Annotated in this window: 9 protein-coding genes; all 9 read left to right on the top strand. The window is 64.2% G+C overall.

Features of this window, described 5'->3' with window-relative positions:
• The first annotated feature begins 232 nt into the window (after positions 1 to 232).
• The 9 genes from asd (at position 233) to ASD34_RS23375 (ending at position 11,749) form a co-directional block, all read left to right on the top strand.
• Entirely contained in the window at positions 233 to 1,078 is an 846-nt protein-coding gene (gene asd, locus ASD34_RS23415; protein ID WP_056582945.1) for an archaetidylserine decarboxylase, read from the top strand.
• Between the two features lie 188 nt (positions 1,079 to 1,266).
• Entirely contained in the window at positions 1,267 to 1,695 is a 429-nt protein-coding gene (locus tag ASD34_RS23410; RefSeq protein ID WP_056583443.1) for a winged helix-turn-helix transcriptional regulator, read from the top strand.
• Between the two features lie 78 nt (positions 1,696 to 1,773).
• Positions 1,774 to 2,124: an FKBP-type peptidyl-prolyl cis-trans isomerase gene (locus ASD34_RS23405; protein ID WP_056582943.1), complete on the top strand. Its 351-nt coding sequence runs from the start codon at positions 1,774 to 1,776 to the stop codon at positions 2,122 to 2,124.
• A gap of 224 nt (positions 2,125 to 2,348) precedes the next feature.
• Positions 2,349 to 2,921: a nucleotide exchange factor GrpE gene (grpE, locus tag ASD34_RS23400; protein WP_082549039.1), complete on the top strand. Its 573-nt coding sequence runs from the start codon at positions 2,349 to 2,351 to the stop codon at positions 2,919 to 2,921.
• 122 nt (positions 2,922 to 3,043) lie between these two features.
• Positions 3,044 to 4,984 carry a molecular chaperone DnaK gene (gene dnaK, locus ASD34_RS23395; RefSeq protein WP_056582939.1) on the top strand — a complete coding sequence of 647 codons (1,941 nt, stop codon included), beginning with the start codon at positions 3,044 to 3,046 and terminating at the stop codon, positions 4,982 to 4,984.
• A gap of 100 nt (positions 4,985 to 5,084) precedes the next feature.
• On the top strand, positions 5,085 to 6,224 hold the full coding sequence (dnaJ, locus tag ASD34_RS23390) for a molecular chaperone DnaJ (RefSeq protein ID WP_056582937.1): 1,140 nt from the start codon (positions 5,085 to 5,087) through the stop codon (positions 6,222 to 6,224).
• Between the two features lie 653 nt (positions 6,225 to 6,877).
• On the top strand, positions 6,878 to 8,800 hold the full coding sequence (locus ASD34_RS23385) for a PrkA family serine protein kinase (protein ID WP_056582935.1): 1,923 nt from the start codon (positions 6,878 to 6,880) through the stop codon (positions 8,798 to 8,800).
• Between the two features lie 76 nt (positions 8,801 to 8,876).
• Positions 8,877 to 10,169, top strand: a complete 1,293-nt coding sequence (locus ASD34_RS23380) for a YeaH/YhbH family protein (RefSeq protein ID WP_056582933.1) — start codon at positions 8,877 to 8,879, stop codon at positions 10,167 to 10,169.
• Positions 10,166 to 11,749, top strand: a complete 1,584-nt coding sequence (locus ASD34_RS23375) for a SpoVR family protein (RefSeq protein WP_056582930.1) — start codon at positions 10,166 to 10,168, stop codon at positions 11,747 to 11,749. The genes ASD34_RS23380 and ASD34_RS23375 overlap by 4 nt, the downstream gene beginning before the upstream one ends.
• The last annotated feature ends 5 nt before the right edge of the window (positions 11,750 to 11,754 follow it).

Raw genomic sequence — 11,754 nt, 5'->3', positions numbered from 1 at the left:
GCTCGCAGCTGTTTGAGCCGAAGGCGAGTTCTGCGAGACCCCGCGAAACGCGAGCACCGCAGGGCAGCCGCGAAGCGGCCGGCACAGTGGGGCCGCCCGCGCCGCGCCGCCCACCGGGCGCGTGCCCCGCAAAGAGCGCCACCCTCGCGAACCAAGGGAAGCTTCCTACGTTCCCCCGGAGAAGCGCTTTATAGAATGCCCGTCCGATTCCGCATTCCAGGCCCTTCACAACGTGTCCGATCGCTCCGCAGTTCTGCCTCAATACCTGTTCCCCAAGCAGGCCCTGACCAATTTCGCCGGCTGGGTCGCAGGCAAGGAACGAGGCGCGGTCACCACCTGGATCATTCGCCGCTTCGTTGCCAAGTACGGCGTCGACATGGGCGAGGCGCTCGAGTCCGATATCCATCACTACAAGAGCTTCAACCAGTTCTTCACGCGCGCCCTCAAGCCCGGCATGCGCCCGCTCGCACAGGCCGACCTGGTGTGCCCCGTGGACGGCGCCATCAGCCAGTTCGGCGCCATCGAGGGCGACCAGATCTTCCAGGCCAAGGGCCACAACTACACGACCACCGCGCTGGTCGGCGGCGACGCGGCGCTGGCCGCCAAGTTCGCGCACGGCAGCTTTGCCACGCTGTACCTGAGCCCCAAGGACTACCACCGCATCCACATGCCCTGCGACGGACGCCTGGTGCGCATGATCCACGTGCCCGGCGACCTGTTCTCGGTGAACCCGACCACCGCGCGCGGCGTGCCCGGCCTGTTCGCGCGCAACGAACGCGTGGTGTGCGTCTTCGAATCGGCCAACGGCCCCTTCGTGCTCGTGCTGGTGGGCGCCACCATCGTGGGCAGCATGGCCACCGTGTGGCACGGCGTGGTCAACCCGCCGCGCGTGGGCGAGTTGCGCGAGTGGCACTACAACGACCAGCAGATCGACATCCGCAAGGGCGACGAGATGGGCCGGTTCTTGCTGGGGTCCACCGTCGTCATGCTGTTCCCGGCGCCCGCGCTGGCCTTCAACCCGGACTGGTCGCCCACCCGCGCGATCCGCCTGGGCGAAGCCATGGCCAACTACGCCTGATGTGTGAAGGTTTGTCTCGAAACCCGCATGCTGCATGCCTGCATAGCTATAAAACCAGTAGCATCCTGATCCTTTGCGCTACAGTCATCGACCAGCAAGACGGTCCATGACGGCCAATCACAAACAAGAGCGCGCCGCCCCGGCCTGCCCCGGCTGACGGTCCGCCCAGCTTCGAGGAGATGATGTCGATGAGTACCAAGGAAAACGCAGCCATCAGTCAGTTGCTCGCCCTGCTCGAAGCCCGCTATGCGCTGCGTGTGCTGTGGGCCCTGCGCGACGGCCACGCCCAGACCTTCCGGCTGCTGCAGGACAGCGTCGGCGGCATCACTCCCAACACCCTCAACACCCGCATCAAGGAACTGCGCGAAGCCGGCGTCGTGAGCCATGGCAGCGACGGCTACTGCCTCACGCTCAGCGGGCAGGACCTGCTCAAGCGCCTGTCCGACCTGCAGGCCTTCGCCGCCAAGTGGCAGCTCGGACAGAGCAAGAAGGCCGCGGGGCCGGCGGCTGCTCAGCCAGCCTCTGCCGAGGCAGCTTCGCCTGCGGCACCGGCGCCTTCCGCGCCTGACGCAACGCCTCCCGCAACGCCGCCGTCCGGCTCCGACAGCCAGGGCTGAAGCGGGGGCGCTCCGAGCCTCGGTAAACTCCGCGGCTCCGATTCCTCTCCCATTTCATCGACGCAAGGAGCGTTTCCCATGCCCACCACCCCCTCCGGCCTGCAATACGAAGACACCGAAGTCGGCACCGGCGCCGAAGCCAAGGCTGGCCAGCACGTGCATGTGCACTACACCGGCTGGCTCTTCAACGACGGCGTGCAAGGCGCCAAGTTCGACTCCAGCCGCGACCGCAACGACCCCTTCGCGTTCTCGCTGGGCGCCGGCCAGGTCATCAAGGGCTGGGACGAAGGCGTCGCCGGCATGAAGATCGGCGGCAAGCGCACGCTCATCATCCCGGCCGCGCTGGGCTATGGTGCCCGCGGCGCCGGCGGCGTGATCCCCCCGAACGCCACCCTGAAGTTCGACGTCGAGCTCCTCGACGCACACTGAGGCTCGCCCCCAGGCTGCGCGGCACTTCGTGTCCGCCACGCCAACCCCCTACCGGGGGCGACACCTGAGGCCCGGCAAAGCCGGTTCCTCGGTGTCTCTCGCGAAAACCACTTCGCGACCCGTATTGCGGCCCTTTTGGCCGCATTTTTACGCTTGAAAAGCCCTGGAGCAGCCCCAAGTGGCTGGCTGTGTTTGTTTTCCGGCGCACGCCGGTTCTTTGAAAAATGTCTGACCCGCAACAATCCGCACAGAATTCTCAAATGCTGCAAGGCGAGCCCAGCCCCGAAGAACTGGAGGCCGCGCAAGCCGCCAACGAAGCCGAGGCGCTCGACGCCCTGGCCGTGGCGCAAGGCGAACTGGCTGCCCTTCAGACCAAGAACGCCGAACTGGCCGACCAGTACCTGCGCGCGCAAGCCGACGTGCAGAACGCCCGCCGCCGCGCCGACGACGAGATCACCAAGGCCCGCAAGTTCGCGGTCGAGGCCTTTGCCGAGAGCCTGCTGCCGGTGACCGACAGCCTCGAGGCCGGCCTGGCCATCAAGGACGCCACGCCCGAGCAGATCCGCGAAGGCGCCGAGGCCACGCTGCGCCAGCTCAAGAGCGCGCTCGAACGCCACAAGGTGATCGAAGTGGCCCCCGCTGCCGGCGACAAGTTCGACCCGCACCTGCACCAGGCCATCTCGATGGTGCCTGCCGACCAGGAAGCCAACACCGTGGTGAGCGTGCTGCAAAAGGGCTACACCATCAACGAGCGCGTGCTGCGCCCGGCACTGGTCACCGTGGCCGCGCCCAAGTAAGCCGCAAACCACAGCGCGCCCCACAAGATTCCCACAGGAAATCCCCGCGCCATCCCTTGAATCGCGCCGGGTTATCCACAAGTTCATAACAACATTTTTTCAGGCTTTCAGGAGTAAAGAACATGGCAAAGATCATCGGCATCGACCTCGGCACCACCAACTCGTGCGTGTCGATCATGGAAGGCAACACCACGCGTGTGATCGAGAACTCGGAAGGTGCCCGCACCACGCCGTCGATCGTCGCGTACCAGGAAGACGGTGAAGTCCTGGTCGGTGCCTCGGCCAAGCGCCAGGCCGTCACCAACCCGAAGAACACGCTGTATGCGATCAAGCGCCTGATCGGCCGCAAGTTCGAGGAAAAGGAAGTCCAGAAGGACATCGACCTGATGCCCTACACCATCGCCAAGGCCGACAACGGCGACGCATGGGTGGAAGTGCGCGGCAAGAAGATGGCCCCGCAGCAGGTCAGCGCCGACATCCTGCGCAAGATGAAGAAGACCGCCGAAGACTACCTCGGCGAAACCATCACCGAAGCCGTGATCACGGTGCCGGCGTACTTCAACGACGCACAGCGCCAGGCCACCAAGGACGCCGGCCGCATCGCGGGCCTGGACGTCAAGCGCATCATCAACGAGCCCACCGCAGCTGCCCTGGCCTTCGGCCTGGACAAGCAGGACAAGGCCGATCGCAAGATCGCCGTGTATGACCTGGGCGGCGGCACCTTCGACGTGTCGATCATCGAGATCGCGGACGTCGACGGCGAGAAGCAGTTCGAAGTGCTGTCGACCAACGGCGACACCTTCCTGGGCGGCGAAGACTTCGACCAGCGCGTCATCGACTACATCATTGCCGAGTTCAAGAAGGAACAAGGCGTCGACCTGGGCAAGGACGTGCTCGCCCTGCAGCGCCTGAAGGAAGCCGCTGAAAAGGCCAAGATCGAACTGTCGAACAGCGCGCAGACCGACATCAACCTGCCCTACATCACGGCCGATGCCTCGGGTCCGAAGCACCTGAACATCAAGCTCACGCGCGCCAAGCTGGAAAGCCTGGTCGACGAGCTGGTCGAGCGCACCATCGCGCCGTGCCGCCTGGCCATCAAGGACGCCGGCATCAGCGTGAACGACATCGACGACGTGATCCTGGTCGGCGGCATGACCCGCATGCCCAAGGTGCAGGAAAAGGTGAAGGCCTTCTTCGGCAAGGAGCCGCGCAAGGACGTGAACCCCGACGAAGCCGTGGCCGTCGGCGCTGCCATCCAGGGCCAGGTGCTCTCGGGCGACCGCAAGGACGTGCTGCTGCTCGACGTGACCCCGCTGTCGCTCGGCATCGAGACCATGGGCGGCGTGATGACCAAGATGATCACGAAGAACACCACGATCCCGACGAAGTTCGCTCAGACCTTCTCCACCGCCGAGGACAACCAGCCGGCCGTGACCATCAAGGTGTTCCAGGGCGAGCGCGAGATCGCTTCGGGCAACAAGCTGCTCGGCGAGTTCAACCTCGAAGGCATTCCGCCGGCATCGCGCGGCACGCCGCAGATCGAGGTGAGCTTCGACATCGACGCCAACGGCATCCTGCACGTCGGCGCCAAGGACAAGGGCACCGGCAAGGAAAACAAGATCACCATCAAGGCGAACTCGGGCTTGAGCGAAGACGAGATCCAGAAGATGGTGAAGGACGCCGAGCTGAATGCAGCCGACGACAAGAAGAAGCTCGAGCTCGTGCAGGCGCGCAACCAGGGCGAAGCCATGGTGCACAGCGTGAAGAAGTCGCTCGGCGAGCACGGGGCCAGCCTCGAAGCCGCCGAGAAGGACGCGATCGAAGCCGCGATCAAGGACGTCGAGGAAGCCCTCAAGGGTGAAGACAAGGCCGTGATCGAGGAAAAGACCAACACGCTCATGACCGCGAGCCAGAAGCTTGGCGAGAAGATGTATGCCGAATCGCAGGCCGCCGCGGCCAGCGCCTCGGCAGCCAGCGGCCCGGCAGGCTCGGAAGCCTCCGCCAGCGCACAGGCCGACGACAACGTGGTCGACGCCGAAGTCAAGGAAGTCAAGAAGGGCTGATCCTCAGCCCCTTGCACAAGGCTGGAACACCTGAACAGGTGCTCCAGCCTTTCTCGCTTCCAGTTCCCCGAGTTCCCGCCGCCCGACCGAATCTGCTGACATGGCCACCAAACGCGACTACTACGAAACCCTCGGCGTTCCCAAGAACGCGAGCGAGGAAGAAATCAAGAAGGCTTATCGCAAGCTCGCGATGAAGCACCACCCCGACCGCAACCACGGCGACACCAGCAAGGACGCCGAGGCCAAGTTCAAGGAGGTGAAGGAAGCGTACGAAATGCTGTCGGACGGCCAGAAGCGCGCCGCCTACGACCAGTACGGCCATGCCGGCGTGGACCCCAACATGCGCGGCGGCCCGGGCGCGGAAGGTTTCGGCGGTTTCGCGGAAGCCTTCGGCGACATCTTCGGCGACGTGTTCGGCGGTGGCGGCCGCGGCCGCACCAGCAGCGGACGCCAGGTGTTCCGCGGCAGCGACCTGAGCTACGCGATGGAAGTCACGCTGGAAGAGGCGGCCGAGGGCAAGGACGCCCAGATCCGCATCCCCAGCTGGGACGACTGCGGCACCTGCCAGGGCTCCGGCGCCAAGCCCGGCACCAAGCCCATCACCTGCACCACCTGCCACGGCGCGGGCGCGGTGCAGATGCGCCAGGGCTTCTTCAGCGTGCAGCAGACCTGCCCCACCTGCCACGGCAGCGGCAAGATCGTTCCCGACCCGTGCACCGTGTGCCACGGCCAGGGCAAGATCAAGAACAACAAGACGCTCGAGGTGAAGATTCCGGCCGGCATCGACGACGGCATGCGCATCCGCAGCACCGGCAACGGCGAGCCCGGCACCAACGGCGGGCCGCCTGGCGACCTGTACATCGAGATCCGCCTCAAGAAGCACGACCTGTTCGAGCGCGACGGCGACGACCTGCACTGCGTGGTGCCCGTGAGCGTCACCACCGCCGCGCTCGGCGGCGAGATCAACGTGCCCACGCTCAAGGGCGCGGCCGCCATCGACATTCCCGACGGCACCCAGAGCGGCAAGCAGTTCCGCCTGCGCGGCAAGGGCATCAAGGGCGTGCGTTCGAGCTACCCGGGCGACCTGTACTGCCACGTGCGCGTGGAAACGCCCGTGAAGCTCACCGAGCACCAGCGAAAGCTCCTCAAGGAACTCGACGAGTCGCTCAAGAAGGGTGGCGAGAAGCACAGCCCGACCGACAAGGGCTGGTTCGACAAGGCCAAGGAATTCTTCAGCTGAAGCTGATGATGCCGACGCGCTGACAGCCCTCGTCAGCGCCGGGCCGACGCCCTGTCGGCCCGCAGCCTGCCCTCTTGCGACCGCCGCCCCTTGGCGGCGCGACCGGCACGCGAACGGTGCTCCCTGCACCGTTGCGGAACGCGCCGACCGGCGCCCGCGCCTTCCTCCCACGTTTGCATGCGCCAGCCACTCGCCTCGTGAGTGGCGCGGGGATTGCTTTAATGTTTTTTTGGATATGCAATAAACCAAACGACAGGTCGTGCGTTATTGCTGAAAGGCATCGGCTTTATTGAACCCGGGTTCAATTGGGAAAGGTGTTCGCCAGAGAATTGAAATGCGGCCGGCAGCCATTCGGCATAGTCATTTCATCCGGGGACAATTACGTGAGGACGAGCTTTTCAATTTAGCAGAAATGCCAAAAGCAGTTGCTCATTTTCGAGGAACTTTACTCGCCGGAGGGGTTCAGAATAAATAAAACATTTGCCGGGTTCTTTCTTTGCTTTATGCTGATTGAACCGATTGAGTAGACAGTGTGTAAGGGAGTTTTCCACGGCATGCAGCCATGGACGGGGCCCCTCTTTCGAGAGGAGCGACGCAGTCTCTGGCTGTAGGCATCGGGGTCAAAAGCCCCGCCGACCCAAGGAGGCGCGACCATGGACGTGATCAGCAACTTTGCAGCCCGCTACGAACGCACCCGCGAGGAAGTTCTCTCGCTGCAGGAATATCTGGATATCTGCAAACGCGATCCGACGGCATATGCAACGGCCTCCGAACGAATGCTCCAGGCCATTGGCGAGCCTGAACTGGTAGATACCCGCAATGACCCGCGTCTTTCGCGGATCTTCGCGAACAAGGTCATCAAGATCTATCCGGCGTTCAAGGAGTTCTATGGCATGGAAGATGCCATCGAGCAGGTGGTGTCCTATTTCCGCCACGCCGCACAGGGCCTGGAAGAAAAGAAGCAAATCCTTTACCTGCTGGGTCCGGTGGGCGGCGGCAAGAGCTCGATCGCCGAGCGCCTGAAGCAGCTCATGGAGCGCGTGCCTTTCTATGCGATCCACGGCTCGCCGGTGAACGAGTCGCCCCTGGGGCTGTTCGACGCCACCGAAGATGGCGAGATCCTCGAAAAAGAGTACGGCATCCCCGTGCGCTACCTGAACCGCATCCTGTCGCCCTGGGCCGTGAAGCGGCTCGAGGAGTACGGCGGCGACATCCGCCAATTCAAGGTGGTCAAGCGCTACCCGTCGGTGCTGCGCCAGATCGCGGTCGCCAAGACCGAGCCCGGCGACGAGAACAACCAGGACATCTCCTCGCTGGTCGGCAAGGTCGACATCCGCAAGCTGGAAACCTACGCCCAGGACGACCCCGACGCCTACGCCTACTCTGGCGGCCTGTGCCTGGCCAACCAGGGCTTGCTTGAGTTCGTGGAAATGTTCAAGGCGCCCATCAAGGTGCTGCACCCGCTGCTCACGGCCACGCAGGAAAGCAACTTCAAGGGCACCGAAGGCTTCGGCGCCATTCCCTTCGACGGCATCGTGCTGGCCCACAGCAACGAGAGCGAGTGGAAGGCGTTCCGCAACAACAAGAACAACGAGGCGTTTCTCGACCGGATCTACATCGTCAAGGTGCCGTACTGCCTGCGCGCCTCCGAAGAGATCAAGATCTACGAGAAGCTGGTGCGCAACTCGTCGCTGGCCAAGGCCCCGTGCGCGCCCGGCACCTTGCGCATGATGGCGCAGCTGTCGGTGCTCACGCGCCTGAAGGAACCCGAGAACTCCAGCACCTTCAGCAAGATGCAGGTGTACGACGGCGAGAACCTGAAGGACACCGACCCCAAGGCCAAGTCGATCCAGGAGTACCGCGACTACGCGGGCGTGGACGAGGGCATGAGCGGTGTGTCCACGCGCTTCGCCTTCAAGATCATCTCCAAGGTCTTCAACTTCGACAGCACGGAGGTGGCGGCCAACCCGGTGCACCTGATGTATGTGCTCGAGCAGCAGATCGAGCGCGAGCAGTTTCCGCCAGAGGTCGAGCAGAAGTACATCAGCTACATCAAGGAGCTGCTGGCGCCGCGCTACGCCGAGTTCATCGGCAAGGAGATCCAGACCGCCTACCTGGAGAGCTACAGCGAATACGGCCAGAACATCTTCGACCGCTACGTGACCTACGCCGACTATTGGATCCAGGACCAGGAGTTCCGCGACGTGGACACCGGCGAAGTGTTCGACCGCGCTTCGCTCAACGCCGAGCTCGAGAAGATCGAACGGCCCGCCGGCATCGGCAACCCGAAGGACTTCCGCAACGAGATCGTCAACTTCGTGCTGCGCGCACGGGCCGGCAACGCGGGGCGCAACCCGGCGTGGACCAGCTACGAAAAGCTGCGCGCGGTGATCGAGAAGAAGATGTTCTCCAACACCGAAGAGCTGCTTCCCGTGATCAGTTTCAACACCAAGAGCAGCGCTGACGAGCAGAAGAAGCACGAAGACTTCGTGACCCGCATGGTCGAGAAGGGCTACACGGCCAAGCAGGTGCGCCTGCTCTGCGAGTGGTACCTGCGAGTTCGCAAGAGCTCATAGCGCACAGCGGAAGCAACGGGCGCGTCCGCCCCACCGGACGGCCGCCCACGGTTTTGCAAGGAGCTTTGAAAACATCGTGGCCATCCTGCAGCAGATCATCGATCGTCGGCTTTCGGGCAAGAACAAGTCCATCGGCAACCGCGAGCGCTTCCTTCGGCGCTACAAGGGGCAGATCCAGGAGGCGGTGCGGCGCGCGGTCAGCGGGCGCAACATCCGCGAACTGGAGCAAGGCGAAGACGTGACCCTGCCGCGCCACGATGTCTCCGAGCCGGTGTTCGGCCATGCGCGCGGCGGCGATCGCGAGTACGTGCACCCCGGCAACCAGGAGTACCTGAAGGGGGACCGCATCGCGCGCCCGGAAGGCCAGGGCGGCGGCGGTTCGGGCAGCGGCGAGGCCAGCGACAGCGGCGAAGGCGAAGACGACTTCGTTTTTCGCCTCACGCGCGAGGAGTTCATGCGCGTCTTCTTCGACGATCTGGCGCTGCCGCACCTCGTGCGCACCCAGATCGCCGAAGTGCCCGAGTGGAAGAGCCACCGCGCCGGCTTCACGAGCGACGGCACGCCCAACAACCTGCACGTGGTGCGCTCCATGCGCGGGGCACTCGCACGGCGCATTGCGCTGGGCGGCGAACCGCGCAAGGAACTCAAGCGCCTGGAGGCGCACCTGCTGGTGCTGAAAGCGCATCCGCAGGCCGGGACGGCGCTGGTCCAGAAGGAGATCCGCGAGACCGAGGATCTCATCGCCGAGCTGCGCCGCACCATGCGGCACGTGCCCTACATCGACCCGATCGACCTGCGCTACCGCAACCGCGTGAAGACGCCCGTGCCCAGCGCCAAGGCCGTGATGTTCTGCCTCATGGACGTGTCGGGCTCGATGGACGAAGCGCGCAAGGACATGGCCAAGCGCTTCTTCATGCTGCTGTACCTGTTCCTCACGCGGCACTACGAGCGCATCGACCTCGTGTTCCTGCGCCACCACACGCAGGCGCAGGAGGTGACCGAGGAAGAGTTCTTTCACGCCACCGAAACCGGCGGCACCGTGGTGTCGAGCGCGCTGGTGCTCATGGACGAGATCATCAAGGCCCGCTATGCCAGCGGCGAGTGGAACGTATACGGCGCCCAGGCCAGCGACGGCGACAACTGGCACCAGGACAGCGGCCGCTGCCGCGAACTGCTGGTCGACAACATCCTGCCGATGGTGCGCTACTACGCCTACGTGCAGGTGGCGGAAACCGAACAGAACCTCTGGCAGGAGTACCAGCAGCTCGAAGGGGTGGCGCCCAACTTCGCGATGCGCAAGGTGTCGGACGCACAGGACATCTACCCGGTGTTCCGCGATCTGTTCAAGAAGGAAGGGGTGCCCGCATGATCACCACCACCGAACGCCCGCCCGGCGCCCCGGTTCTGCCGCGCAGCACCGACCTTCCCACCTCACGGCTGGAGCGCCTGCCCAGTCCTTCCGACTGGACCTTCGAGCTCATCGAGACGTACCACACCGAGATCGCGAAGACCGCGAAGAGCTTCGGCCTGGACACCTACCCGAACCAGCTCGAGGTGATCACGGCCGAGCAGATGATGGACGCCTACGCCAGCGTGGGCATGCCCATGATCTACAGGCACTGGTCGTACGGCAAGCAGTTCATCGCCACCGAGAAGAACTACAAGCGCGGCCACATGGGGCTGGCTTACGAAATCGTCATCAACTCCGATCCGTGCATTGCCTACCTCATGGAAGAAAACACCATGGCCATGCAGGCCCTGGTGATCGCGCATGCGGCCTACGGGCACAACAGCTTCTTCAAGGGCAACTACCTGTTTCGCATGTGGACCGATGCGTCGTCGATCATCGACTACCTCGTCTACGCGCGGCACTACATCGCCGAGTGCGAGGAGCGCCACGGACTCGATGCGGTGGAAGACCTGCTCGACTCCTGCCATGCGCTCATGAACTACGGCGTCGATCGCTACCGCCGTCCGCAGAAGCGCTCGCTGGCACAGGAAAGCGCGCAGCGCGCCGACCGCGAGCGCCACATGCAGCAGCAGGTGAACGACCTGTGGCGCACGCTGCCACGCAAGAGCGAACAGGCCACCGAATCGGAAGCCGAAGCCGCACGCCGCTTTCCGTCGGAGCCGCAGGAGAACCTGCTCTACTTCATCGAGAAGAACGCCGCGCTGCTCGAGCCGTGGCAGCGCGAGGTGGTGCGCATCGTGCGCAAGATCGCGCAGTACTTCTATCCGCAGCGTCAGACCCAGGTCATGAACGAAGGCTGGGCCACCTTCTGGCACTACACACTGCTCAACACCATGTACGACCGCGGCCAACTGGACGACGGCTTCATGATGGAATGGCTCAGCTCGCACACCAGCGTGGTGTTCCAGCCGCCCGTGGGCCACCGCGCCTACAGCGGGATCAACCCCTATGCGCTGGGCTTCAAGATGTTCACCGACCTGCGCCGCGTCTGCGAAAAGCCGACCGAGGAAGACCGCCGATGGTTCCCCGACTTCGCGGGCACCGACTGGGTCAGGACGCTCGACTACGCCATGCGCAACTTCAAGGACGAGAGCTTCGTCGGCCAGTTCCTGAGCCCGAAGACGATGCGCGATTTCCGCCTGTTCGCCATCCGCGACTACCAGAGCGAATCGGAGCTCGAGGTGTCCGCCATCCACGACGACAGCGGCTACCAGGCGCTGCGCGAATCACTGTCACGCCAGTACGACATCGGCAACCGCGAGCCCGACATCCAGGTCTGGAACGTTGCCACGCGCGGCGACCGTTCGCTCACGCTGCGCCACACGCAGCGCAACAACCTGCCCTTGAACGACAACGCCGAAGAGGTGCTCAAGCACGTTGCGCGGCTGTGGGGTTTCGACGTGCACCTGGAAAGCGTCGACAGCGGAGGCCGGGTCAGCCGCAGCTGGAAGGCTGCAGCCCCGAAGCAGAACTATTGAGGAAG

The sequence above is a fragment of the Variovorax sp. Root473 genome, assembly GCF_001426505.1.
GTDB lineage: Bacteria > Pseudomonadota > Gammaproteobacteria > Burkholderiales > Burkholderiaceae_C > Variovorax.
This window is presented reverse-complemented; position numbering and strand designations above follow the sequence as displayed.